Origin of the sequence: Commensalibacter sp. A3DC, from assembly GCF_047307945.1 — a bacterium.
GTDB classification, from domain to species: Bacteria; Pseudomonadota; Alphaproteobacteria; order Acetobacterales; family Acetobacteraceae; genus Commensalibacter; species Commensalibacter melissae.
This window is the reverse complement of the sequence record NZ_JAXOQA010000027.1, coordinates 1-24,419: the sequence shown is the minus strand read 5'-3', so window position 1 is coordinate 24,419 and position 24,419 is coordinate 1. Positions and strand designations below refer to the sequence as shown.

Genomic DNA, 24,419 nt, shown 5'->3' with positions numbered 1-24,419 from the left:
GGAAAAAGCCACATTGGACAATATTCACCATGACTGGGCCTATCTTGTGCTTAATGATAAAAAAACAAATCAAGAGGATTTTTTCGGTTTTAATAAAGATCAACCTTATATCGGTATGAATATATATCTGGCTGGTTATGATCAGGACCGTCAGGAAGTCTTATATGCTGATCAAGAATGTCATGTAACCGATATATTAAAAAATAATGGGGGTAAAACCATTCTTGCGCATGACTGTCAAGCCACATATGGAAGTAGTGGTGCCCCTTTGTTTACAGTAAATAAAAATAAGGAATGGGTTATAACGGCCATTCAGATTGCCGCTTATTCAGATCGTCCCGGTGGCATGGCCGTGTTACTCACCACTCCACCCAGGGATTAATGGATTAGTCTTGAGGTGGATAGGCTCGGGGATAAATTACTTTTTCGGGGGGACCAACCGGTTTAGGAGATGCTTTTTTGCCACATCCAGATAGGGTGATTGTGAGGATTGCAAGACTACCAAGAGCGAAAAAAAGAGAAAAAAAACGTTTCATGATATATCCTTTAATTTATCGATCCATATTTTTGCAGATTTTCTTACATTTTTGGGAGCGGTGCCACCTTCACTGGTTCGAGAGGCAAGTGAGGACTGAACTCCTAAAACTGAATATATATCATTGTTAATCAAAGGTTCGATTTCCTGCATTTTTTGTAAAGGCACATTCTCAAGAGCAAGATTATGTGTTTCGGCATAGCTGACAATTTTTCCTGTTACATGATGAGCTGTTCTGAAGGGTAATTCTAATTCTTTAACCAGCCAGTCTGCGAGATCTGTGGCTGTAGAGAAACCGGACCCTGCCCAATAGGCCATATTGTCTTGATTGGCCTTTAAATCTGCAATCATTCCTGAACAAGCGGCTAAACACAGAATAATAGTTTCGGTTGCAGCAAAAACCTGTTCCTTGTCTTCTTGCATATCTTTAGCATATGCGAGAGGAAGACCCTTCATGACGGTCAAAAGTCCTGTAAGCGCCCCTGAAATTCGTCCAACTTTGGCCCGGACCAGTTCGGCGGCATCTGGATTTCGTTTTTGTGGCATGATGGATGAACCTGTAGTATAGGCATCTGAAAGCTGGATAAAAGAAAAAGGAGGTGAACACCAAATTACAATTTCTTCCGCCATGCGTGAAAGATGAATCGACATGATGGAAAGAGCGGAAAGATATTCCAGGGCAAAATCACGATCAGAGACCGCGTCAAGTGAATTTGCCATGGGACGGTCAAATCTCAATAATTTAGAAGTCAATTGGCGGTCAATTGGGAATGAGGTGCCAGCTAAAGCCGCCGCACCCAAGGGATTTTCATTTAGTCGTCTGCGTGCATCTATCAATCGTCCCCGATCCCGATTCAACATTTCTGTATAAGCCAGTAAATGATGACCGAACGTTACCGGTTGGGCAGATTGCAAATGAGTGAAACCGGGCATAGCTGTTTCCGCATATTCCAGAGCTCGGGAAGCAAGGGTCAGCATCAGATGATTTATCATTGGAATTAATTCATCGATATTTTGTCTGATCCATAAACGAAAATCTGTCGCAACTTGGTCATTTCTTGAACGTGCTGTATGAAGCCTTTTTCCCGCCTCACCGATACGTTCTGCCAAACGGGCTTCGATATTCATATGAATATCCTCAAGGGCTCTGCTAAATTCGAATTGACCAGATTGAATTTCTCGCTCAATTTCCCTAAGGCCTTGATGAATACTGTTTTTATCCGTTTCGGAAATTATTTTCTGTTTGGCCAGCATTTCTGCATGAGCTATTGACCCTTGTATATCCTGTTTCCATAAGTTTTTATCAAAGCCGATAGAGGCATTTATTTGCTCCATAATGGCTGAAGGTCCAGAGGTGAAACGTCCTCCCCACTGTTTGTTGGCAGTTTTTTGGTTCAAGAATTCAATCTCCTAATTTGTTAGTATTTAATCTTACGTAATTAATATTTAAACTGTATTAATGAAGAACTTATCCTATTCGAACATAAAGAATCAATATTTTGAGAATTGAGGATGTTTTCAATATGAAAATGCACAGTTTTATGAAAGAAAAACAAGATAATATAAAGTCTGATTCACAATATTTAACTTTGTTATCCCAATGGATGAAATTTGAACAACATAATGAAAATTGGCAAGAAAATATTCTAACAAAACTTGGATCTTTTCCGCATCTTTTTACCTATGACAAAAATCAGTTAATTGAGGAATTCAATTTATCTGAAAAGGATATAGCGTTTATTTCCCTTATTTATGCAGCAAGCATACGTATTTTGAAATCAGAAATTTATAATAAAAACATTCTACAGTTTAAAAAATATTTAACCGATTATCTAATTGCTTTCTTATCAAGAGAAACGATTGAACATTTCTATATTATTCTTCTCGATAGGAATGCCCATATCATTTCAATCAGTCATCAAGCTTCAGGAACCGTGACTACCACATCCATCCATATCCGTGAAATAGCGAAATATGCTCTTAAATTCGATGTTGAATCCTTGATTCTGGTACATAATCATCCCAGTGGAATAGCGTTACCTTCGGAGGCGGATAAAAAGTTAACATATATATTAGTTGAAGCCTTGGAAGCAGTTAGTATTGATATCGCCGATCATATAATAATCGGGAATGGTATCTATTTTTCTTTTGTGGAAAGTGGATTGCTTAATCCCCAGAACAAAGAAATGATAATGCCGCTTTAATTCCGAATTCTCCGGGTAAACCATTATATGGAAAATTTATATTGACATGTCCCATTTTTCGACCCGGTTTTGCTTCCTTTTTTCCGTATAAATGTCCTATCATTCGATCATTTTCCAAAATTTTTGGCCAATATTCCAGTGTTTGGGGGCCTATAAGATTTTTCATGATGGCATCCGAATGTCGAGCTATAGGCGGTAAGGGAAGATTTGCGACAGCACGAATATGCATTTCAAATTGGTCAAAGGGACAGGCATTCATTGTCCAATGTCCTGAATTGTGAGGACGGGGTGCTATTTCATTGACAAGAATATTATCCTGATCATCAATGAACATTTCAACTCCCAAGATACCAACAAGTTTGAGAGCCTGGGCTATCTTAACTGCGATCTCTTTGGCTTTATTTTGCAATGCTGAGGTAATTCGGGCTGGTGCGATACTGAGGTCAAGAATTCCATTTTTATGTCGGTTTTCAGTAACATCGAATGTTTGTAATTCATCATGTTCATTCTGAACAACCATCACGCTAATTTCTTTATAAAAGTTTACTTTTTTTTCAGCAATTAGAGGATGAGGATTCAAATTTTTAAAGGCTTTTTTGAATTCTTCGTCGGTACGGATAACGGCCTGACCTTTACCATCATATCCCAATCTAGTGGTTTTAAGGATAAAAGGAAATCCCAGTTTTTCTGCCGCATTTATGCCATCTTCTAACTGAAAAACAGAAATCCATTGAGTGGTTGGAATATCATGTTGATTTAAAAAGTCTTTTTCAAGAAACCTGTCTTGGCTGATTTTTAAGACATTGCTGGAAGGATGAACAGGTCGTACGGTGGCAAGATATTCTATTCCTTCTATATTTATATTTTCAAATTCAAATGTTATTACATTAACCTGTTCAGCAAATTGTTTTAAAATTGATTGATCATGATAAGATCCAACCGTAATGCCAGAAGCCACTTGAGCGGCAGGGGCATCCATAATGTCAGATAAAATATGTGTTCTAAATCCAAGACGTGCCGCCGCTATAGCAGACATTCTGCCTAATTGTCCGCCTCCAACGATTCCTATGGTTGAATTAGGTAAGAGCATAAGTCCCTCTTATTAATAATGTATAATTAAAGTGGAGAAATAGCGACAGAATCTGTTTGTGTTTTGCGCCAGGAAACTAAGCGTTGGGCGATTGACTGATCAGCGATGGATAGGATAGATACTGCCAAAAGCGCGGCATTAATAGCTCCAGCTTTTCCGATGGCCAGGGTGCCAACCGGAATACCTGCAGGCATTTGCACAATTGATAACAAACTGTCCTTGCCGTTTAGGGCATGGGTTTGCATTGGTACACCAAGAACTGGCAAATGTGTCCAGGCGGCAACCATACCGGGAAGATGTGCAGCGCCACCTGCGCCTGCAATAATAACCCTGATCCCCCGTTCAACAGCGGATGTTGCATATTCCCTTAATCGATCGGGTGTGCGATGAGCCGATACAATTCTTACTTCATGTGATATATCAAGTTTTTTTAATATATCAGCACTGTGACTCATAATATCCCAGTCCGACTGGCTGCCCATAATAACACCAACAGCAAGGGAGATATTTGATGAAGAGGGATGGGATAATGGCATAATTAATTTAGATCGTCGGATTGATTGTTTTTTTCAGAATAATTGGAAAATATATGATTGATATCTAGCTCTTCTTTCTTTGTTTCTGAAGATTCCTGATGTTCTGTTGTTTCTGAGGGATTAAGGGAAGAGGTATCCGTCTCATCCTTCTCAACACGTCTGTTCGCTTCGGCAACAGCACTGTTTAAATCCATTTGACTGCATAATCCCAGTATGATTGGATCACGTGGTTTAATATTGGCGGAATTCCAATGCTGTTTATCTCTTACCTTGGCAATTGTATCTTTAGTCGTTCCCAAAAGCTTGGCAATTTGCTGATCTAGCAATTGGGGATAGTTTCTTAACAGGAAGGCAATTGCATCAGGACGATCATTTCTCTTTGAAATGGGAGTATATCTTGCGCCTTTTGATCGCTTGACGATTTGCATGCGATTTGCTGATAGTTTTAGCTTTCGATCTGGATCAGCCTCACAGCGATTAATCTCTTCCTGGGTTAACTGGCCATTAGCAACAGGATCATAGCCAATGATACTTTGAGCTACCTCGCCATCGGCAATTGCCTGGACTTCCAAAGGATGCATGCCACAAAATTCTGCAATTTGGTTAAAGGTTAAAGCAGTTTTTTCAATAAGCCATACTGCGGTAGCCTTAGGCATAAGAGGTAAGGTCATGACAATCCTGTATGATAAAAATAGAGTAGAATATTATTAAAAACTTAAAACTGTAAATTTTAAGTTAAAACAATATAGACTATTTTAAAAGCTGTAATTTAGTAATTTTATTTGATTGAGATAAGGGTGATGAAGTCACCCTTATCTCAATAAGGTTAATAAAATAATCTAATTATTTAAACCTTTTTTTGCCCGATACCAGCAAAACGCTTGTTAAATTTCGCAACTTGACCTCGTGTATCATTGATACGCTGAACTCCGGTCCATGCAGGATGAGATTTGGGATCTACGTCAAGACGCAATGTATCGCCATTAGAGCCATAACAGGAACGGGTTTTGAATTCAGTACCGTCTGTCATGACGACTGTAATTTCGTGATAATCTGGATGGATATCGTTTTTCATGATTTTCTCTTAACAGATTGTAAAAAAAACTCCGTTAACAGACGGAGAAAGAAAATGTATTTATAGTCATTTTACTGCTCGAAATCAATCTCTTCTTTGTTATTTTTTACTGTTTGACATTTTTTTCTTATTTAAAATTCTTTTTTCAAATATAATTGATACGTAACTATTTTTTAGAGCAATTGAATGGAAATGAAAATGAGTAATGAAAATATGGCTAAAAAAAGTAGGAGCATTAAATGGATACATGAATTTGAATCCTTTATCATGCGGGGTAATGTTGTTGATCTGGCTGTGGGTATTATCGTTGGTGCCGCTTTTACAAGTGTGGTTAAAAGTTTGGTGAATGATATTTTCAATCCCATTATTGGTTTGTTTCTAGGTGGTGTCGATTTCAGTAATTTATTTATCACCTTAAAGGGACCTCATGTTAAAACACTGGCCGAGGCACAAAGAATAGGTGCGGTAACTTTAAACTTTGGAGTTTTTCTCAACACGATTATTCAGTTTCTAATTATCGGATTTGTTGTTTTCCTGATTGTCAGAGGGTTGAATGATATCTATAATCGCATCAAGACGCAGCAAGAAGTTAAAGCCGCACAACCAACAAAACAGGAAGTTTTACTGCAGGAAATAAGAGACATTCTTGCAAACAGAAAACAATCCTAGATCAATTTTTGATAAATTGATCACAAGTCTATGGGAACAAAGAAGTTTTAAATGTTTAAGCGATATGTTTTATTAGGATTAACCCTTTTTTTGTTTCCCTTGAGTGCCTGTCAATCACAAGAGAATTCATTAAAGTCATCTGAACGCTTAACCCCACATTCCATTGCCTACAATTACATATTTACTCATGGTATGTGTATTGGTTATCTAGGTAGTTTATCTTCTGTTTCATTGACTGATTTCCAGGATATTTTTTTAAAGGATCAAAATGCAAAACATTACGTTATGATGGCATTATCGAAACCGAATAATCATAATTTGAAAAATGCAAAAAATTCTGTGGAAATACTGATACAGTCTTTGAATAAAAATAATATTCGTTAAAAATTGAGCAGTTCTTTTAAACTGCTCATGAAATAATTCTAGGATGATCTTTTGGTTTTTCTTCTCAAGCTTCCCTCTTCCATAAATAGAAGCAGGGGAGCGGCAATGAAGATGGAGGAAGACGTTCCCACAACAATACCAAATAACATTACCCACGCAAAACCGGAAAGAGATGCACCACCGAACAGAGCAAGAGGTAAGGCGGCTAAAAATACGGTAAACGAAGTGGCAAGGGTTCTGCTTAACGTTTCATTAATTGATAGGTCAAGCAATTCTTGAAATGGCATGGAATGATATTTTCTTAGATTTTCCCTTACTCGATCATATACGACAACTTTATCGTTTGTTGAATAGCCTAGAATTGTCAAGATGGCAGCCACCATGACCAGATCGAATTCAAAATGTGTGATTACAAGAAATCCGATTGTTTTTGTTAAATCAAGAAGCAAGGTTATAATGGCGCTAAGTGCAAATTCCCATTCAAATCGAAACCAGATATAAATCATAATCATAAAAAGACTGATTCCAAGTGCCAAAAGCCCATTTCTGAATAATTCAGAGGAAACAGAGGCACCAACAGCATCGGCTCGTACAATTTTTGTACCAGTTTCATAATTTGTAACGGCTGATCTGACTTTTTTGATCAAGATCTGGGTTGCATCGCCATTATTTTCTTTGGGTGCGTCAAGCCGGATCAGGACATTATTTTTCCCACCAAATTGTTGTAATCCAGCTGCTGTAATGTCGGCATCAGATAAAAATTTGCGCAATTTGCTAAAATCAGCAGGTTCAGGAGTTTGCGCTTCAACCACAATACCGCCACGGAAATCCAGTCCCAATGTCAAGCCGGGATGAAAGAAAAGAATAATTGATGCAACAGATAAAACCGCTGATGTTATCAGGCCGGCAAAGCGTCCACGCATAAAATGAATTTTTGTGCCATGTGGGACGAGATGTAATAAAGGACGACCAAGCATATTCTTTCTTTCAAATCGGAAGTTCTTTAGGGCGGGTGACAGCATACCAGCGAATTGTCAGCATCCAGGAGAGGCATAAGGTGGTGAAAAGGGTCGTAACAATACCAATGGTGATAGTCAATGCAAATCCCTTGACCGCACCCGTTCCAAATATGAATAACATGACGTGTGCAATGAAAGCGGTGACGTTACTGTCGATGATTGTATTGAGAGCACGATCAAATCCAGTTTGTAAAGCGTTAAGGGGCGTACGGCCATTACGTGTTTCTTCGCGAATGCGTTCATTGATAAGAATATTTGCGTCAACTGCCATTCCAAGGGTTAGAAGCATTCCCGCCATACCTGGCAAGGTTAGTGTCGCTTCGAAAAGAGATAAAATGGCACTCATCAATACGAGATTTGCAAATAAAGCGATGTTCGCATAGAGACCAAAACGACCATAAAATAGAAGCATAAAAATAATGACAAGGACAAAACCGCTTACCAGACTCAATCCTCCAGCCCTGATAGCATCAGCCCCCAGTGATGGACCAATTGAACGTTCTTCCATCACTTTTAGCGGAGCAGGCAAGGCACCCGCTCGTAAAAGTAAGGCAAGATCAGTGGCTTTTTGCGCATCAAATCCGCCTGTAATTTGACCATTCCCGCCTGTGATTGGAGTCCGAATGACAGGTGCCTCTATAACCTTATTATCCAACACTATAGCGAAACGTTTGTTAATATTGGCACGGGTAACATTTGCGAAAGCTTGTGCGCCTGCATTGTCAAAACTGAAATTCACTGCATATTCGCCATTTTGCTGATCAAATCCAGCACTTGCTCCTGTTAGGTCGGCACCGTCAACTTCAATATGATCACGTATTGGTAATTTTTCATTTTCATTTCCAGCTGTTGGGAGAAATGTTACACCGGGTGGAGGTAGGTTTGGGTTTGCATTTTCATCCAATAAGTGAAATGTCATTTTAGCTGTTGTACCAAGTAATTGCTTAATCCGGTTCGGATCACTGACGCCCGGTAGCTGAACAATGATTCTGTCTGTACCCTGACGGGTTATGGATGGATCGACAGCACCTGTTGCATCGATACGTTTGCGAACAATTTCAATGGATTGAGTTACCGCCTCGCTTGCGCGGTGCTGCATTGCATCAGTTGAAAGTTCCATTCTAATTTGATCATTGTTATTACTAACCTCAAATTCATTGGGAACCGCTTTTGGCATTGATCTCAATGCAGATAAAACACCCTCTTTTTCACTTGGATCACGCAAATTAAAAACAATGGTATGATCTTTGGGAACCATATGTAAATTGCGATAACCCAGATTTTTGGAAATAAGGGTTTGCCGAACATTGTCACTCAACGTCTGTAAACGGTTTTTGCTGATGGTCTCCACATCCACCTGCATCAGTAAATAGGATCCTCCTTTTAAATCAAGGCCAAGATGGATCTGATGCCAAGGTATCTTAAAAGATGGATGTTTAACAAAATTGGGTAAACATAATAATAGCCCCATGAAACAAGTGGCGAAAACCAGGGCAAGTTTTGTTCGACTGTAATACATCATCGCAGTAACGACTAAATCCTTTTTGTCCCGATGGACTGAAAATGGTTAAAGGGAACGTTTAACAACAGGGTCGTTGTCATGTTATTCGATGCAATATGTTTTGGTTATAATACTATTATATGGCAAGGTATATATAGCATTATAAATAAAAACAATGTTTAAATACGTTTAAGAATATTTTATTTTCTATCCAAATTTAAGAAAAATTGTAAGTTTAAATTTAATATAAAGCGAGAAAACAAATGGCAGAACAGTCGATTTTGCGTGTGGGTATTGCTGGGGCGGGATATTTTGGTCGTTTTCATGCTTTAAAATCTTTTAAAGCAGAGCGTGAAAATCTGATCGGTATCTATGATCCAGTAATTGGCAATGCAATAAAAGTTGGAAAAGAAGCCGGTAATGTTCCCTATATGCCACTTGATCAGCTGTTACAATCTTGTGATGCCTTGATTATTGCCGCACCTGCCGAATTTCATTATGAATTGGCCCTTGAGGCCCTTGAAAAAGGTAGGCATGTTCTAATAGAAAAACCGATTGCCTCAACGCTTGATCAGGCTGATCATCTCATTGATCTGGCAAATAGTCGTGGACTTGTCTTGCAAGTTGGGCATCTTTTACGTTATTCAGCGGAACAGAAAGTTATACATGAACGTATAAAGAAGCCTTTATATATTGAAACCATGCGAATTGCACCTTTCAAGCCGAGAGGGGTTGATGTTTCTGTTATTCTTGATCTAATGATCCATGATCTCGATCTTGTTCTAGCTATTGTACCATCTCATATACGAAAAGTGGATGCGTTGGGTGCATCTGTGACATCAGAATTCGAAGATATAGCAAATGCTCGGGTTACTTTTGAAAATGGATGCGTTGCGACCATTGCAGCCAGTCGTATTTCCTTAAAAACTGAGCGTAAAATGCGAATTTTTTCCGAAGAAGGGTATTTATCGGCTGATTTTATGGAAAATCAATTGGTCATGATTGGAAAAGAAAAGGGTATGCCTTTACCTGGTACCAATGGATTTAGAAGAGAAGTGGTGAAATGGAAAGATCATGATAATATCGAGGCTGAGCATCATGCTTTTGTAAAATCCTGTCTTGATGGAATACCAGTTCTCGTGGATGGGGTTGCGGGGCGAAGGGCTTTGAATGCAGCATTGGCAGTGATCAAAAGTATAAAAGAATCAAGAGAGCGAATGCAGGCTTCTGGATTATTGAATTCTAAAACAAATAGCTTTTAATATTAATATATCTTTAAAGGGATATAGTTCTGTAATTTATCATGATGTAACAAAGCAGTTTTGATGATTTGTGCTAATTGTTATGAAGAAATGGTAAATAATGCTTTATTCACATCGACGGAAATGATCAGCATGATAAAAAGTTTTGCAGTATTAATTTTTGAAGTTTCACAATTAATTTTCCATAAAAATTAATATTGATGTGAAAATGATATGATCCAGTGGCAAATGATTTTATGCTATCTAGGATTACATTTTAAGATTTTTAAACAGGACAATATTATATAATCATTTACTAAAAAATGAACTGTTAAATCGTCATAATATAGATTAAATGACATTTATAATAATACAGGGTTATTGTTTTTGAAATAAATAAAAAATTAGCATGAGAAGTCTTTAAATCAAGTTATCGAAAGTATTTTTATTTTGATAACTTGATTTAATGTAAAAAATTATTGAAGCGCCTTTTTTATTTGTAATGCTAGCGCAGGATTCCACATCGCGCCGGTTGCACTCATGACAGCATCAGCACCCAGGGAAAGATATGTTCGATAATGTTCAGGACTATTGACTCCCCCAACACCTGTAATGACAAATTTTTCATTATGATTGGCTCTCCATTCATATAGCCGGGAAACCATTTCTTCTCCGGCCCAACGAATTGCATCACCACAAACTCCTCCTGTTGGACGGTCCTCTCCCAAAGCCTGTTTACCTTGAGAGGTCACAGGTCTTGCCGAAAGGGTGTTTATTGCGCAGAAGCCGTCAACGATAGGAGCCAATCTTTCAAGAAAAGAATAAAGAAGTTTGTTATCTTTAAAATAAGCCAATTTAAGCATCAATGGTTTATCTGGTACAGCATTCTTGATCGCGTGGGCAATCCGTTCAACCTTATCAATATCAAAACATAAAAGGTTATTTACCCCTTCATTGGGACAGCTCAAATTTGCCTCTAGAAGGGGAACACCTGTCTCATCGACCAAACGGGCCGCTTCTGCATAATTTTCCTCGATATGATTGGTAACACCCAATGTGCCCTGGAAACTGCCGATTACAACCTGTCCAGGTTTTGCATAATTAACTGCGTCCTCCATGTCAGGTTGCCATATATCTGGATCAAAAGAGGGGACACCAAAAGAGTTTGTTATGGATAAAGGCAAATCATAATTTTGATCAGCTAATACTGTATCAACATTTTCTGAAAGTCTATGTTCCGGATGGACAGCCAAGACATTGGGAAGGGGATGGCATTTATATTTTTTTGTTCTGACCGTCTTATAGACGCACAAATCATATCCCCAGTCCAGTGCCGCCTTTACATATTTGCCATTGAGTAAAGGTCCGGCGGGAATACCGAATGGTAGATTAATCTTATTTCCCAGAAAATGAACAGAAGGTTGGTTTACAATAGAAATTTCCGGTTTTTGTGTAAAATCTCCAAAAGGGCCTTTCTGGTAGTTTTCCTCATAACTTAACCTTGGATTGTAAAATGGATGGTTATGATTTTCCATGAAGAGGGTTCCTCCTTATGATTATACGTGATTTTCAAATTGTTGATATTTAAAGCCGGCAGTTGCTTGATATTTCATATCATTCCTATAACATATTACAAAATATATGGCTGTCATGACAGACAATTCAATCAGGTAAAACAAATAATTTAAAATTACAGGTTTTACTGATTAGATGAATTACTTAATTCATCATTTGACTTCAAATTCTCCTGCAAAATTTCCAATTCAAGCCATCTTTCCTCAAGTTTTTCTTGTTCTTTTTGTTTATCCAGTAATTGCCGTGTGAATTTTTCAAATAAATCAGGGTCTTTCTGATATAATCCTGGATCATTGAGATGTTGGTTCAGCTGCATTATAGAGATTTGAAGTTTCTGAAGCTTTTCTGGTAAATGATCCAGTTCATACTGGTCTTTGTATGAAAGTTTTTTAGGTTTTGGTTTAATGGGTATTTTTGAATATGTTGATTTTTGCGATTTATTTTGTGTCTTCCTGATAAGATTTTCCTGTTTATATTCACGAAGTGCCATCATGTCAGAATATCCACCGGCATATTCTGTCCAGATACCATCACCTTCAGCTACAAGAACTGAAGTGGCAATTCGATCAAGAAAATCTCGATCATGACTGACCAGAATAAGGGTCCCTTTATAGGTGGACAACACTTCCTGTAACAAATCAAGCGTTTCCAAATCAAAATCATTCGTAGGTTCATCCAGAATCATCAGGTTTGAAGGTTGGCTCAAAGCACAAGCAAGCAATAATCGAGCTTTTTCTCCACCAGATAAAACCTTCACGGGTGTTTTTGCTTGTTCTGGTTGAAAAAGATACTGTTTCATATATCCGATAACGTGTTTTTTTTCCTCTCCGACATCTACATAATCACCACGTCCACGTGTAAGCGTTTCTGCCAATGTTTTTTCAGGATCAAGAATCTGTCTGTGTTGATCTAGATAATTGATCTCAAGTTTGCTTCCAAGTTTGATTTCTCCCTGATCAGGCAGTTCCTGCTCTGTCAATAATTTCAGCAACGTACTTTTGCCGGCACCATTTGAACCAATAATGCCAAGCCGATCTCCACGTACAATACGTAAATTTAAATTATTTATGATTGTTCTTGAATTATAGGATTTGGTTACGTTTTTTGCATCTATGACAATTTTACCGGAATTTTCTGCATCACTTGATTGTAGGGTGTCCAAGGAAGGATTCTGTATATGGTTTTTTCTTTTTAGACGAAGTTCTGAAAGTTCCGCCATTCGTCTAACATTACGTTTGCGTCGGGCGGTAACGCCGTAACGCACCCAATCCTCCTCTCTTGCAATTTGACGGTTTAACTTATGATACTCCAGTGCTTCCTGTTCGAAAAAATTCTCCCTCCATAATTCAAATTCGGAAAATCTCATGGAAAGTTGCCTTGCCTGTCCTCTATCCAGCCAGATAATGCCTTTTGCCATATTATCCAGAAATCGACGGTCATGGCTGATCACTAAAACCGCAGAAGATAAAGATTTTAATTCAGATTCCAGCCATTCTATTGTTGGAAGATCCAGATGATTTGTGGGTTCATCCAACAGTAATAGATCTGGTCTTGGAGCTAAAACCTTGGCCAGTGCACAGCGTCTTGTTTCACCCCCTGATAGATGTGCAGGATTTTCATTACCAGTTAATCCCAGTGCCTCAAGCAGAATTCGCCCACGAAAATGATCATCCGGACTGGGTAATTCTGAACAAACATAATCAATGGTTTTTGTGAAATAAGAAAGATCAGGTTCTTGGGATAGGCATTGAATGGTAGTGCCAGGCTGTATAAAAAGATTTCCTGAATCTCTATTTTGCAATCCCATTATAATTTTGAATAAGGTGGATTTCCCTGATCCATTTCTACCGACCAGACATAATTTTTCATTATTTGCAATATTGAAATTCAGGTCGGTAAAAAGGGGGTGACCTCCAAAACTGTAAGAGAGATTTTGTATAAGCAAAAGTGGAGATGACATATAATGAGATAATGTGGTTAACAGAGTGTTTGCTATATAAGAAAATTTGTATATTAGAACATATTTATTAAATATGAAGATGTAAATATTTTTATTAAATAGACAAAATTTTGAAAATAAATTGATTTTGTTTTTAAAAATTTGGGAATAAATAAAATTACTGAAATTTTGAATAATCTGATAATTTTTTTATTTTACTTTTTAAATTGTAAATTACCCAGATTGAATTGCCAATGCATCTTTTTATCGTGATAAAGAGTGGATTATATGCCTGATAAAAAAACAAAAATTAAAAACTGGACAAGATTACAAACGAAAATTGGCAAAAAGGCAATTTTCCCTCTTGTAATTTTAGGATTGCTTTCAAGCTTGATTGCTGTCGGTATGGCATGGGTGATTGCTGAAATTATCGGAAAAATCTTGGTTCCATCCATACCAATACAATTTCCAATTTCAATACTGATATTATTTTATCTGTTACTATCGCTTCTCAAAGGATGCGTATTTTTTTTGGAAGGTGACTTTACGATCAAAATCGGTCTTAAAGCACGGCATCGCCTACGTAATTTGATTATCAATCATATTATGCAAATCGGTCCTTCGATATTAAGGCGACAATCAAGTGGCGCTTTGACAGCATTGGCGGTTGATCAGGTTGAATCTTTGGATGGTTATTTTTCACGATGGTTGCCGGCATCGGTTTTATGGATTGCCTCACCACTACTTATTCTTTTTTTCGTGTATTTGGTTCAACCATGGTCAGCGTTGATTATGGGTTTATGTGGTTTGATGGTTCCTATTGCACAGGCAATTTTTGGAATTGGAGCAGCCATGGCTGCAAGAAAGCAATTTTTGGCAATGACCCGTTTGCAGGCTCAATTTCTTGATAGAGTAAGAGGAATTGCAACGATTGTATTGGCTGGTCGATCAGATGACATGGCCAATAGACTTGCATTATCAGCAGATGAATTGCGTAAGAGAACGATGAAAATATTACGGGTTGCATTCTTGTCGTCTGCCTCTATTGATTGTGCGATGATTATCGCGATTATTCTGGTAGTGTTGATGGATGGAAGTCAATTTGTCCAAATTCATTCAATACAATCTATTCCTGTCACGCATATTCTCTTTACTTTATTGATTATTCCGGAGTTTTTTGGTCCTCTACGCAGTTTGGCTCTGGCCTATCAGGACAGGGCACGACTTGGCGGAACGGCTGCATCTATCGTTGAATTGCCTGTCAAAAATGAATTTTCAACCAATGTAAAGGATATTCCTTTCAATGATAAAGTGGAAATAAGCTTTAAAAATGTTTCCTATCATTGGGACGCTCAAAGAGGTCGTATATTACATTCCCTGAATTTCGACATCAAGGCAGGGGAAAGAGCTTTATTGATAGGTCAGTCTGGTGCAGGAAAATCAACCATTATCGAAATGATTCTCGGATTTATAAAGCCGAATGAGGGGCAGGTTTTGGTAAATGGATTGGATATCACCGAATATTCGGCTGCTTCATTGTCAAAATTAATGGCATGGATCGGACAAAAACCTGTGATTTTTTGCGGTACTATTCGTGAGAATATTATGTTTGCCAGACCCTCCGCAACCGAGCAAGAATTTCAACAAGCCATTGAAGCGGCGGCGATAGATCGATATTTGTTAGATTTACCGCATGGGCTTGATACGGTAATTGGTGAAAACGGTTATGGATTATCGGGTGGTCAGGCCCAAAGAATTGCTATTGCACGAGCATATCTGAAAAACGCTCCATTATTATTGCTTGACGAACCTACAGCTCATCTTGATCCCGAAACGGAGAGGGATATCTTCAATCAATTGTTGAAACTGACTGAAAATAGAACAGTCATTATGGCCACCCATTCGGAACAGGGGCAAAAATTGCCTGGTATACACATCAATTTAAATCATGGATTTATAATTTCCTGTCAGAAGGAAGGATAATATGCAAAATATTCAAGATATTACCAGATCTGAAAAATCCTCCGTGACGGCAGCGTTTAAAACAATATTTTCGATATGGTATAAACGGTTGCCCGCTTTACTTTTTGGAATTTTTATCTCCTTGATAGCCGTATTATTGGGATTGGCTTTAATGAGCTTTGCCGGGGGCAAGGTTGCCTTGACAGCTATGGGTGCGATCATAACCAGCTCGCTGTTTTTAAAAATGGTCGGGGTTTCCCGCATGATTATGCGATATGTGGAAAGATTGTTTACCCATAATGCCATGTTTCATGCTTTAGCAGACTTAAGGATATGGTTTTTCCGTACACTTGCTATGGGGAGTGCGGCAGGATTGGGTTTCCGTCATAGTGGGGATATATTATCCCGATTGGTTTCTGATATTGAAACATTGGACGGATTATATTTGCGTCTTATTTTACCGTTTTTCGGTTCCATATTGACATTTTTTGTGCTTTTTACAGTCATAGCCCACTATAATTTGGCATTGGCTGTATCTATCGTGATTTGTTATGGAATTTCTGCATTTTTATGCCCATTTGGTGCGGGCTTCATAACCCGGAAAAGAGGGAAAAAACTTGTTCAGGGTACGGCACAGCTGAGAATAACAGTTCTGGATTTTATTCATGGTTTAAGGGAAATAAGAGCCTTTGGAGCAGAACATCGAGTTTCCATACTAATCAAAAAAAACGAGAATGAATTTTTTGATCAACAATATATTCAGGCAAGGGAAGTAGCGTTAATAGGAGTCATCGCATATTTTTTTGGTCAAGTTGCTGTTTTATTTGTATTGATGAGCGGATTGAACATTGGTTTTCATGGATTGAACGCTTTTCACACGGTTTTCTGTCTTTTTCTGACTATTACAGCATTTGAATTGGTCGTTCCTTTGAGCAAGGCAGGAGGTTTGGCAGGTCAAATCGTCAATGCCGCCATAAGAGTTGTGAATATTAATGACAATAAAAAAGTTGAAGACAATTCTAAATCTGGTAAAGTTGCACCTGAAACCGGGGATATCAAGTTTCGGGATGTATCGTTTCGTTGGGGAGAGTCACAACCATGGCTTTATCGGAATCTGAACCTGACGATTGCACAAGGAAAAAAAATTGCCATTATAGGATCATCCGGTGTGGGAAAATCCACTCTGGCGGCCTTGTTATTAAAGGTCATTCAGCCAATAAAGGGCTCAATAACATTGGCTGATCAAAATCTTGACTGGTTTGATAATGAATCAGTCCGCAAACGAATAGCATGGCTTTCTCAAAACACCCATTTATTTGATGATACAATTCGTCAGAATCTTTTGCTTGGAAACCCTGATGCGACAGAGGAAGATTTGTGGCAAGCCCTTTCTGATGCTGCAGTGGCAAATGTTGTTCGTGAGATGCCGGATGGACTGGATACCTGGCTTGGAGAGGGTGGTGTAAAGGTTTCCGGAGGACAGGGAAGAAGGATTGCATTGGCACGTACATTGTTACTAAAAGCCCCGATTTTACTTTTGGATGAACCAACATCAGGATTAGATGGCGATACTGAAAAAGCGTTTTTTCAAACCCTAAATCAGATAACAGGCAACCGAACGGTGATTTTGATAATGCACCGTTTAACGGGTGTTGAAAACATAGATGAGGTATGGCGGTTATCTAATGGACAACTAGTTGCGGAATAAAAGAAAATTATATATTTTATTACTTGTTGATATTATATATTGATTTGAAAATGTTGCCTTGAAAGAAAGTAATTAAATGCGTCGATTTGTTCCTGTTTTACTAGCATCCATTTTGTTGGGGGCATGTTCCCAATCCGGTTCTTTAACGCAAAAGAATGACAGAACCTATGTTGTATTTTTTCCATTTGCTTCCACGGATCTGGATGATTCGGCTAACAAAACCATTTCTCAAGCTGCTACTTATGCGAAAAAATTTCCTGAAAAACAGGTTTATGTCAAAGGTTATGCAGCAATTTATGGCGATTTATCCAAAGATGAAATGATGGCAATTCAGCGTGCCAAAATTGTTGCACAAAAGGTTGTGGATGATGGAGTTCTGTCAAACCGTGTTCATGATATTCCCCGTCCGCCAGAAAATCGTAAAAGTCAAGTGGCGGCAAGACGTGTGGAAATTATAGTTCAATAAATTCTATCTGGATAATCTTTTTTAACTTGTTTGATAAAGTTAGATTACATGATGAGAGAGACCCCCAAAAAATACTAGAAACAGTTTTTGGGTATCAGTGTTTTCGTGGTTTGCAAAAACAGGCGATTGATCTTGTAATGCAAAATCAGGATGTTTTGTTATTGATGCCCACCGGGGGAGGTAAAAGTATCTGTTATCAAATCCCGGCTTTGTGTCGTCCTGGAATGGGCTTGGTTATTTCACCATTAATTGCATTGATGGATGATCAGGTAGCAGCTTTAAGGCAATTAGGTATAAGTGCAGGTGCATTACACTCAGAATTGGAAAATGAGGAAGCATACAATATCCGTCATGATATTGCTTCAAAAAAACTCAAGCTCTTATATGTTTCCCCAGAACGCTTGCTCCATAACGATACATTGAAATTTTTGGAAAAAATTCAAATTTCCATGATTGCAATTGATGAAGCCCATTGTATATCCGTATGGGGGCATGATTTTCGTCCGGAATATCGCCTTTTATGTGATTTACCTCGGATATTTCCCTATGTTCCAAGAATTGCCCTTACAGCAACAGCTGATCCAGTCACGCAAAAGGATATCATTCAGGCTTTGGATATGCCTGAAGCCAAGATTTTGCGATCCAGTTTTCATCGGTCTAATTTATTTATACGTGTAATACAAAAAAATACCGAATCCAAACAGCTAAGGGAATTATTGAAAAAATATCGGGATGCGGCTTGTATCGTGTATTGTGGAAGTCGTAATAAATCTGAACGGATAGCTCATAATCTTGTTCGTTATGGTTTTACCGCTTTGGCTTATCATGCCGGTTTATCCGCACTTGAAAAAAGGGGTATCCTATTAAGGTTTCGATCAGGAGAGCCTTTAATTATCGTTGCGACGGTTGCTTTTGGAATGGGAATCGATCGTCCGGATGTCAGATTGGTTGTACATTTGGATATGCCCAGGGGACCAGAAGATTATTATCAACAAATAGGTCGAGCTGGACGGGATGGTGACCTTGCCGAAACCGTTTTATTCTATAATGGTGCTGATGTTGCTAAGGCGCGATATTTTCTTGAACATTCTGCGATTACAGATGAACAGAAGAAAATCGCGTGTTCAAGACTTGATATGATGGTGGCATTATCTGAAACGGCTGAATGCCGAACAAAACTTTTGTTGCATTGTTTTGGAGAAAACCTGGATAAGTCTTGTAATCACTGTGATAATTGTAAAAATCCTGTAAGACTGTTAAATGGAACTATAGCGGCTCAGAAAGTGATTTCTGCAGTATACCGCACCGGACAACGTTTTGGAGCAATGCATATTATTAATGTATTGCGAGGCAAATATAATATTCAAGTTGAAAATTTCCAGCATGATCGACTTTCTTTATTTGGTATTGGGAAAGATAAATCACACAATTTTTGGCGTTCTGTTATTCACCAATTGATGGCCCGAGATGTTTTGCGTCAGGGAGAGGAATTTTCAAATTTGTTTCTAAACCAGGAAAAAGCCCGTCCGTTGTTAAGGGGGAAAAAGAGTTTATTTCTGCGTGAAGATATTGAAAAATCTGAAATATATAAATGTCAAAATACAGACGATACATTGCTAATAACACAAAACCGGCATAAATTATTTGATGAATTAAAAAAATGGCGATCAGATGAGGCGCGTAAACAACAGGTTCCTCCCTATATCATTTTTCATGATTCGGTGTTAAGGGAGGTAGCTCTTTGTAATCCCCAAACCTTGAAAGATTTTAAGGATATAAAAGGTGTAGGGAATATGAAATTGGAACATTATGGATTGAAATTATTAGAAATAATCAAGGAGTTTCAAAATAATAGATAATGATTATTTATATTGGATGATTTTACGCATAAGACTAAATGATAATGAAGTCATTTATTTTACACTAATTATTCATTATTTTTTTTGACAATCAAGAATAAAGAAATTTAAAAAATGTTTTCATAAAGATCAATATTTTTGCATATGTTTCTTTATTAAAGATTCACTTGAATTTTTATCAAAAATCTATCATATACGATATGATCGAAATTGTTCGACAATTCACACGTAAAGGTTCGACCGCTGGTGCTTGAAAAAGGTAATCGGTACTTTACGGAGGTTTAACCAGTTATAAGGATAATATTTATGGCAATGCCAGATTTTACTTTGCGTCAGTTATTGGAAGCGGGTGTTCATTTCGGACATCATACACGTCGCTGGAACCCTAAAATGGCACCTTTCTTATTTGGTGTCCGTAACCAGGTTCATATTATTGATCTTCAACAAACGGTTCCTATGCTGGATCGCGCATTGCATGCCGTTCGTGATACAGTTGCCAATGGTGGAAGAGTATTGTTTGTTGGCACAAAACGTACAGCTTCTGAGATTGTTGCGGAAACAGCCAAACGTTGTGGGCAGTACTATGTCAATCACCGTTGGCTAGGGGGTATGCTGACAAACTGGAAGACCATTACCAATTCTATCAAGCGTTTACGCCAGATCGAAGAAACGCTTGATGGCGATACAATTGGGTTGACCAAGAAAGAGATTCTTCAGTTGACTCGTGAACGTGATAAATTGGAACGTTCACTTGGCGGTATCAAGGAAATGGGTGGTTTGCCGGACATACTCTTTATCATTGATACGAATAAGGAAAAATTGGCTGTACAGGAAGCTAACAAATTGGGTATTCCTGTTGTAGCTGTCCTGGATAGCAATTCAGATCCTGATGGGATTACCTATCCAATTCCAGGAAATGATGATGCATTACGTTCAATCAATTTATATTGTGATTTGGTTGCCGGTGCTGTGTTGGATGGTATTTCCAAGGAATTAGGTGCCGCAGGTGAAGATATTGGTGCGGCAGAGGAGTTGCCTCCTGAAATTATTATGGAATCTGTTTCTGTACAAGAGACACCAGACGTTCCAGCTTAATTGCCAATAAGTTTTCTGATTGTTGACGATTCAATATGAAATTCGTCAAAAAATCAATTTATATTAAATGATACAAGCATAACGTCTCGATATTGATCGAGACGTTCGTGTGTTAAGAAAAGGGAAAAATGATGGCAGAGATTACAGCTGCATTAGTAAAAGAATTACGTGAAAAAACCGGTGCCGGCATGATGGATTGCAAAAAGGCGCTTAATCAGACAGCTGGCAATATCGAGGAAGCTATTGATTGGTTACGTAAAAAGGGATTGGCTACTGCTGCAAAAAAATCCGGCCGTGTGGCTGCTGAGGGATTGGTAGGAATTGCGACAGCGGGTAACAAGGCCGCCATGGTCGAAATTAATGCTGAAACCGATTTTGTCGCCAGAAATGAACAGTTTCAACAATTTGTTGAGGATGTCGCCAAAGTTGCATTGACAGTGGGTGAAGATGTCGAGGCCTTGAAAAATGCCACAATGGAAAATGGAAAAACTGTTGCAGAAAATCTAACCAACTTGATTGCCACAATTGGTGAAAACATGACCATTCGACGTGTGCGTGTTTTTGAAGTTTCTTCTGGTGTTGTAGCAAGCTATGTTCATTCCGCCTTGCGTCCAGGTTTAGGAAAAATTGGTGTACTGGTTGCTTTGGAGGCACCTGAAGCATCTGATGAAATTGAGGACCTCGGTCGTAAAATTGGTATGCAGGTAGCCGCTGTACGTCCAATTGCATTAAGTGTTGAAGAAATTGATCCTGCCGCTGTTGAACGTGAAAAAAGCATTTTTATTGAACAGGCGCGTGCATCAGGTAAACCGGACAATATCATTGAAAAAATGGTTGAGGGTCGCTTACGTAAATTCTATGAAGAAGTTGTTCTTTTGGAACAAACCTGGATTCATGATGGTGAAAGCAAAGTCAAGGCTGTTGTTGACAAAAATGGAGCAAAACTTGTTGCCTTTGAACGTTTCCATCTGGGTGAAGGCATTGAAAAAGAAGAAAGCGATTTTGCTGCTGAAGTTGCCCAAGCTGCCAAGGGTTGATTACAATTAACAGGGTGGGGGAGATAGAATGCGGGAATGGTCTTCCCCGGTTATTGTTTTGAATACACGCCCCTATGGAGAAACTGATGGAATAGTGTCTGTTCTTTCGCTAGAGCAGGGATTATTCAGGGGGCTTGTCAAGGGTATGATTTCCCGTCGTCAAATTTCCATTTGGCAGACGGGAAATTTTGTCAATGTCGATTGGTCAGCGAAACTATCAGATCAGTTGGGATATTTCAAGGGCGAATTGATACGTTCGAATTTTGCAATTCTATCGCCTTGTCCATTGGCATTTTCAGCCATGCTGTCCTTATGTGCTGTAGCCGAAAGTGGATTACTCGAGCGTCAACCGGTGGAATATATTGCAAAATCATCTTTTCAATATCTTGATTTTGTCGCGGAAAACCCTACAGATTCAAATAAAGAAATTGTTCCTCGGCTATTACGATGGGAATTAAATTTTCTTGCGGCACTGGGGTATGCGTTGGATATATCAATCTGTTATGAATCTGACAAGTGTCAATCTTTTTTTGTGTCTCCACGTACGGGAAAAGTGGTTACGGAAGTTATGGCAGGAAAGTGGAAACCAAAGTTATTCCCTTTTCCATCTTTTTTTCTGAATGAGGAAGAAAATGGCAATCTGAAAGATTGGATGAATGGTTTGAAATTATCCCGTTATTTTCTAGAGAAAAATGTGTTTTCCTTAATAAATAAAGACTTGCCCAGGGCAAGAAAAAATTTTGAAGAAAGAGTGGCGGCAAATATTGACAATTTTTGATATTCAATTTCATTTTCCAGGATTTATGAAATAAAAAATGAGAAGAATTTGCATGTAATATCAAATTATTTGTAATCTCTGCAAAATTAAAACCATATACAGCCTTAGAAAAATAAAATATAACTGTCATATAATGACATATTTAAGGAGATTGATATGGTTTTCCGAATTTGGAGCCATTCCTATAAAGAAGGTGATGAAATGCCCAATGCCCAACGTTATCATGGCATGGGACAGAATGGAGGTAATCTTTCCCCCTCTTTATTTTGGGAGGATGCTCCAGATAATACAAAAAGCTTTGTTATAACCATGTACGATCCTGATGCTTCAACCGGATCTGGATGGTGGCATTGGGTTGTTGTCAATATATCACCCAACATAACACATCTGGTTGAAGGGGCTTCCTCCAATAAATTGCTGCCTGAAGGTGCAATCGAGATTCGAAATGATTTTGGTCAAAAGGAATACGGGGGTGGAGCACCACCACCTGGAAAACCGCATTGTTATATAATTACGATTCATGCATTGAATATAGCAAGAATAGATGTGACACCTTCCTCAACCCCAGCTTTCGTCGGTTTTAACGTGCATCATCATTCTTTGGCTTCTGCACAATTGATCTGTCATTTAAAAGGTTGAATGAATTATCACAATCAATGTTTTACAGATTGTGATAATTTGATCAATATATTGCTAATTTAAAAGCTATCCTTCAAAACCGTTGGGATTTTTACTTTGCCAGTTCCAAGAATCCTGTACCATATCATGCAGATTCAATCTCGTTTCCCAATTCAATAATTTTTTGGCACGATCAGCATTAGCCCAATATGCCGGTAGATCTCCATCACGGCGTGGGGCAAAATGATATGGCAATTTTTTTCTGAACACATTTTCAAAAGTGGCTATGACCTCCAGTACACTATTTCCCTGACCGGAACCCAAATTGAAAATATTCACTCCTGATTGGGTGTCATTATAGTTGAGTGCGGCCAAGTGTCCATCAGCCAAATCCATAACATGAATAAAATCCCTGATGCACGTTCCATCTCTGGTTTCATAATCATTGCCGAATACTGCAAGGGAGGCCAATTTTCCAATAGCTACCTGAGTGATATAAGGCATGAGATTATTGGGAATACCCTGGGGATCCTCGCCAATCAATCCTGATGGATGCGCTCCTACGGGATTGAAATATCTTAATATTGTAATTGACCAGTCCTGGTCCGCGATTGATAGATCCTGAAGAATTTTCTCAATGAAGAGCTTGCTGCGACCGTATGGTTGGGTTGGCTCCCCGGTTTCCATGGTTTCGATATATGGAATAATCGGCTGGGTTCCGTAAACAGTTGCGGATGAACTGAAAATAAATTTTTTGACGTTGGCCTTTTTCATCGCATCAAGCAAATTGATAGTACCATAAACATTGACATCATAATATTCCAATGGTTTGCGTACCGATTCACCAACGGCTTTCAGTCCTGCAAAATGAATAACTCCCTTTATATTGTTTTCTTTGAATATGGTGTCTAAAAGATCTTTGTTTCTAATATCCCCTTGATAAAATCTTGGTCGTTTTCCAGTAATCTTTTTAATGCGATCAAGAACGATTTCCTTGCCGTTATAAAGATTGTCAATGATAACTGGATCAATACCTTCTTTTATTAGTTGAATACAAGTATGGCTTCCAATATAACCGCAACCACCTGTAACTAATATTGTCATGAATATGGCCCTATATTTAAAAAA

The 24,419-nt window shown here is 38.4% G+C and carries 24 protein-coding genes; 13 read left to right on the top strand and 11 right to left on the bottom strand.

Going from position 1 to position 24,419, the window contains the following annotated elements; translation table 11 throughout:
* A partial coding sequence (locus U0839_RS04710; RefSeq protein WP_413550173.1) for a trypsin-like serine peptidase occupies positions 1 to 382 on the top strand: 382 nt, incomplete at its 5' end.
* A gap of 4 nt (positions 383 to 386) precedes the next feature.
* Here U0839_RS04710 and U0839_RS04705 read toward each other — a convergent pair.
* Both U0839_RS04705 and argH read right to left on the bottom strand, forming a co-directional pair.
* Positions 387 to 536: a hypothetical protein gene (locus U0839_RS04705; RefSeq protein ID WP_196424512.1), complete on the bottom strand. Its 150-nt coding sequence runs from the start codon at positions 534 to 536 to the stop codon at positions 387 to 389.
* Entirely contained in the window at positions 533 to 1,933 is a 1,401-nt protein-coding gene (gene argH / locus U0839_RS04700) for an argininosuccinate lyase (protein ID WP_413550172.1), read from the bottom strand. Before argH ends, U0839_RS04705 begins: the two co-directional genes overlap by 4 nt.
* Positions 1,934 to 2,076: 143 nt before the next feature.
* Here argH and U0839_RS04695 point away from each other — a divergent pair, with 143 nt between their 5' ends.
* Positions 2,077 to 2,739: a JAB domain-containing protein gene (locus U0839_RS04695; protein ID WP_196424856.1), complete on the top strand. Its 663-nt coding sequence runs from the start codon at positions 2,077 to 2,079 to the stop codon at positions 2,737 to 2,739.
* Here U0839_RS04695 and U0839_RS04690 read toward each other — a convergent pair.
* From U0839_RS04690 to rpmE, 4 genes are all read right to left on the bottom strand, one after another.
* Positions 2,702 to 3,829, bottom strand: a complete 1,128-nt coding sequence (locus U0839_RS04690) for a 5-(carboxyamino)imidazole ribonucleotide synthase (protein ID WP_155565559.1) — start codon at positions 3,827 to 3,829, stop codon at positions 2,702 to 2,704. The genes U0839_RS04695 and U0839_RS04690 overlap by 38 nt on opposite strands.
* Positions 3,830 to 3,855: 26 nt before the next feature.
* Positions 3,856 to 4,365, bottom strand: coding sequence for a 5-(carboxyamino)imidazole ribonucleotide mutase (gene purE, locus U0839_RS04685; RefSeq protein ID WP_155565558.1), 510 nt, complete (start codon positions 4,363 to 4,365; stop codon positions 3,856 to 3,858).
* A gap of 2 nt (positions 4,366 to 4,367) precedes the next feature.
* Complete coding sequence (locus tag U0839_RS04680; RefSeq protein ID WP_155565557.1) at positions 4,368 to 5,036, bottom strand: DUF1013 domain-containing protein; 669 nt, start codon at positions 5,034 to 5,036, stop codon at positions 4,368 to 4,370.
* A 176-nt stretch (positions 5,037 to 5,212) separates the two neighbouring features.
* A complete protein-coding gene (gene rpmE / locus U0839_RS04675) occupies positions 5,213 to 5,440 on the bottom strand; it encodes a 50S ribosomal protein L31 (protein WP_110438117.1) in 228 nt (75 codons plus the stop codon).
* A gap of 198 nt (positions 5,441 to 5,638) precedes the next feature.
* Here rpmE and mscL point away from each other — a divergent pair, with 198 nt between their 5' ends.
* Both mscL and U0839_RS04665 read left to right on the top strand, forming a co-directional pair.
* A complete protein-coding gene (mscL, locus tag U0839_RS04670) occupies positions 5,639 to 6,109 on the top strand; it encodes a large-conductance mechanosensitive channel protein MscL (protein ID WP_230880500.1) in 471 nt (156 codons plus the stop codon).
* Positions 6,110 to 6,160: 51 nt separating this feature from the next.
* Positions 6,161 to 6,493 (top strand): hypothetical protein, encoded by a 333-nt coding sequence (locus tag U0839_RS04665; RefSeq protein WP_155565556.1) that lies wholly within the window; start codon positions 6,161 to 6,163, stop codon positions 6,491 to 6,493.
* Positions 6,494 to 6,531: 38 nt separating this feature from the next.
* Here the strand turns inward: U0839_RS04665 and secF are convergent, their stop codons facing one another.
* A complete protein-coding gene (gene secF / locus U0839_RS04660; RefSeq protein WP_155565555.1) occupies positions 6,532 to 7,470 on the bottom strand; it encodes a protein translocase subunit SecF in 939 nt (312 codons plus the stop codon).
* Between the two features lie 10 nt (positions 7,471 to 7,480).
* Complete coding sequence (gene secD / locus U0839_RS04655) at positions 7,481 to 9,034, bottom strand: protein translocase subunit SecD (protein ID WP_155565554.1); 1,554 nt, start codon at positions 9,032 to 9,034, stop codon at positions 7,481 to 7,483.
* 242 nt (positions 9,035 to 9,276) lie between these two features.
* Between secD and U0839_RS04650 the strand changes: the two genes are divergently transcribed.
* Positions 9,277 to 10,275, top strand: coding sequence for a Gfo/Idh/MocA family protein (locus tag U0839_RS04650; protein ID WP_155565553.1), 999 nt, complete (start codon positions 9,277 to 9,279; stop codon positions 10,273 to 10,275).
* Positions 10,276 to 10,730: 455 nt separating this feature from the next.
* Here the strand turns inward: U0839_RS04650 and U0839_RS04645 are convergent, their stop codons facing one another.
* On the bottom strand, positions 10,731 to 11,789 hold the full coding sequence (locus U0839_RS04645) for a tRNA-dihydrouridine synthase (RefSeq protein WP_155565552.1): 1,059 nt from the start codon (positions 11,787 to 11,789) through the stop codon (positions 10,731 to 10,733).
* 164 nt (positions 11,790 to 11,953) lie between these two features.
* Positions 11,954 to 13,789: an ABC-F family ATP-binding cassette domain-containing protein gene (locus U0839_RS04640; RefSeq protein WP_155565551.1), complete on the bottom strand. Its 1,836-nt coding sequence runs from the start codon at positions 13,787 to 13,789 to the stop codon at positions 11,954 to 11,956.
* 267 nt (positions 13,790 to 14,056) lie between these two features.
* Between U0839_RS04640 and cydD the strand changes: the two genes are divergently transcribed.
* The 8 genes from cydD (at position 14,057) to U0839_RS04600 (ending at position 23,312) form a co-directional block, all read left to right on the top strand.
* Positions 14,057 to 15,751: a thiol reductant ABC exporter subunit CydD gene (cydD, locus tag U0839_RS04635; RefSeq protein WP_198185263.1), complete on the top strand. Its 1,695-nt coding sequence runs from the start codon at positions 14,057 to 14,059 to the stop codon at positions 15,749 to 15,751.
* Between the two features lies 1 nt (position 15,752).
* Positions 15,753 to 17,438, top strand: a complete 1,686-nt coding sequence (gene cydC, locus U0839_RS04630) for a thiol reductant ABC exporter subunit CydC (RefSeq protein ID WP_413550170.1) — start codon at positions 15,753 to 15,755, stop codon at positions 17,436 to 17,438.
* A 76-nt stretch (positions 17,439 to 17,514) separates the two neighbouring features.
* Complete coding sequence (locus U0839_RS04625) at positions 17,515 to 17,904, top strand: OmpA family protein (protein WP_122123676.1); 390 nt, start codon at positions 17,515 to 17,517, stop codon at positions 17,902 to 17,904.
* 26 nt (positions 17,905 to 17,930) lie between these two features.
* Positions 17,931 to 19,763: a DNA helicase RecQ gene (recQ, locus tag U0839_RS04620; protein ID WP_413550169.1), complete on the top strand. Its 1,833-nt coding sequence runs from the start codon at positions 17,931 to 17,933 to the stop codon at positions 19,761 to 19,763.
* 306 nt (positions 19,764 to 20,069) lie between these two features.
* The gene (gene rpsB, locus U0839_RS04615) at positions 20,070 to 20,858 is read left to right on the top strand and encodes a 30S ribosomal protein S2 (RefSeq protein WP_110438106.1); all 789 of its coding nucleotides are present in this window, start codon (positions 20,070 to 20,072) and stop codon (positions 20,856 to 20,858) included.
* Positions 20,859 to 20,989: 131 nt separating this feature from the next.
* Positions 20,990 to 21,895, top strand: coding sequence for a translation elongation factor Ts (gene tsf / locus U0839_RS04610; protein WP_110438105.1), 906 nt, complete (start codon positions 20,990 to 20,992; stop codon positions 21,893 to 21,895).
* 28 nt (positions 21,896 to 21,923) lie between these two features.
* On the top strand, positions 21,924 to 22,673 hold the full coding sequence (gene recO / locus U0839_RS04605; protein WP_155565547.1) for a DNA repair protein RecO: 750 nt from the start codon (positions 21,924 to 21,926) through the stop codon (positions 22,671 to 22,673).
* 156 nt (positions 22,674 to 22,829) lie between these two features.
* The gene (locus U0839_RS04600) at positions 22,830 to 23,312 is read left to right on the top strand and encodes a YbhB/YbcL family Raf kinase inhibitor-like protein (RefSeq protein WP_413550168.1); all 483 of its coding nucleotides are present in this window, start codon (positions 22,830 to 22,832) and stop codon (positions 23,310 to 23,312) included.
* 66 nt (positions 23,313 to 23,378) lie between these two features.
* On the opposite strand, the gene galE is transcribed toward U0839_RS04600, so the two are convergent.
* Entirely contained in the window at positions 23,379 to 24,395 is a 1,017-nt protein-coding gene (gene galE / locus U0839_RS04595) for a UDP-glucose 4-epimerase GalE (protein WP_413550167.1), read from the bottom strand.
* Positions 24,396 to 24,419 lie beyond the last annotated feature (24 nt).

Bases quoted from the DNA above. Each gene is read 5' to 3' on its own strand.
- U0839_RS04705 (WP_196424512.1), bottom strand. From the start codon at position 536: ATGAAACGTTTTTTTTCTCTTTTTTTCGCTCTTGGTAGTCTTGCAATC.
- U0839_RS04695 (WP_196424856.1), top strand. From the start codon at position 2,077: ATGAAAGAAAAACAAGATAATATAAAGTCTGATTCACAATATTTAACT.
- U0839_RS04690 (WP_155565559.1), bottom strand. From the start codon at position 3,829: ATGCTCTTACCTAATTCAACCATAGGAATCGTTGGAGGCGGACAATTA.
- purE (WP_155565558.1), bottom strand. From the start codon at position 4,365: ATGCCATTATCCCATCCCTCTTCATCAAATATCTCCCTTGCTGTTGGT.
- U0839_RS04680 (WP_155565557.1), bottom strand. From the start codon at position 5,036: ATGACCTTACCTCTTATGCCTAAGGCTACCGCAGTATGGCTTATTGAA.
- rpmE (WP_110438117.1), bottom strand. From the start codon at position 5,440: ATGAAAAACGATATCCATCCAGATTATCACGAAATTACAGTCGTCATG.
- mscL (WP_230880500.1), top strand. From the start codon at position 5,639: ATGAGTAATGAAAATATGGCTAAAAAAAGTAGGAGCATTAAATGGATA.
- U0839_RS04665 (WP_155565556.1), top strand. From the start codon at position 6,161: ATGTTTAAGCGATATGTTTTATTAGGATTAACCCTTTTTTTGTTTCCC.
- secF (WP_155565555.1), bottom strand. From the start codon at position 7,470: ATGCTTGGTCGTCCTTTATTACATCTCGTCCCACATGGCACAAAAATT.
- secD (WP_155565554.1), bottom strand. From the start codon at position 9,034: ATGATGTATTACAGTCGAACAAAACTTGCCCTGGTTTTCGCCACTTGT.
- U0839_RS04650 (WP_155565553.1), top strand. From the start codon at position 9,277: ATGGCAGAACAGTCGATTTTGCGTGTGGGTATTGCTGGGGCGGGATAT.
- U0839_RS04645 (WP_155565552.1), bottom strand. From the start codon at position 11,789: ATGGAAAATCATAACCATCCATTTTACAATCCAAGGTTAAGTTATGAG.
- U0839_RS04640 (WP_155565551.1), bottom strand. From the start codon at position 13,789: ATGTCATCTCCACTTTTGCTTATACAAAATCTCTCTTACAGTTTTGGA.
- cydD (WP_198185263.1), top strand. From the start codon at position 14,057: ATGCCTGATAAAAAAACAAAAATTAAAAACTGGACAAGATTACAAACG.
- cydC (WP_413550170.1), top strand. From the start codon at position 15,753: ATGCAAAATATTCAAGATATTACCAGATCTGAAAAATCCTCCGTGACG.
- U0839_RS04625 (WP_122123676.1), top strand. From the start codon at position 17,515: ATGCGTCGATTTGTTCCTGTTTTACTAGCATCCATTTTGTTGGGGGCA.
- rpsB (WP_110438106.1), top strand. From the start codon at position 20,070: ATGGCAATGCCAGATTTTACTTTGCGTCAGTTATTGGAAGCGGGTGTT.
- tsf (WP_110438105.1), top strand. From the start codon at position 20,990: ATGGCAGAGATTACAGCTGCATTAGTAAAAGAATTACGTGAAAAAACC.
- recO (WP_155565547.1), top strand. From the start codon at position 21,924: ATGCGGGAATGGTCTTCCCCGGTTATTGTTTTGAATACACGCCCCTAT.
- U0839_RS04600 (WP_413550168.1), top strand. From the start codon at position 22,830: ATGGTTTTCCGAATTTGGAGCCATTCCTATAAAGAAGGTGATGAAATG.
- galE (WP_413550167.1), bottom strand. From the start codon at position 24,395: ATGACAATATTAGTTACAGGTGGTTGCGGTTATATTGGAAGCCATACT.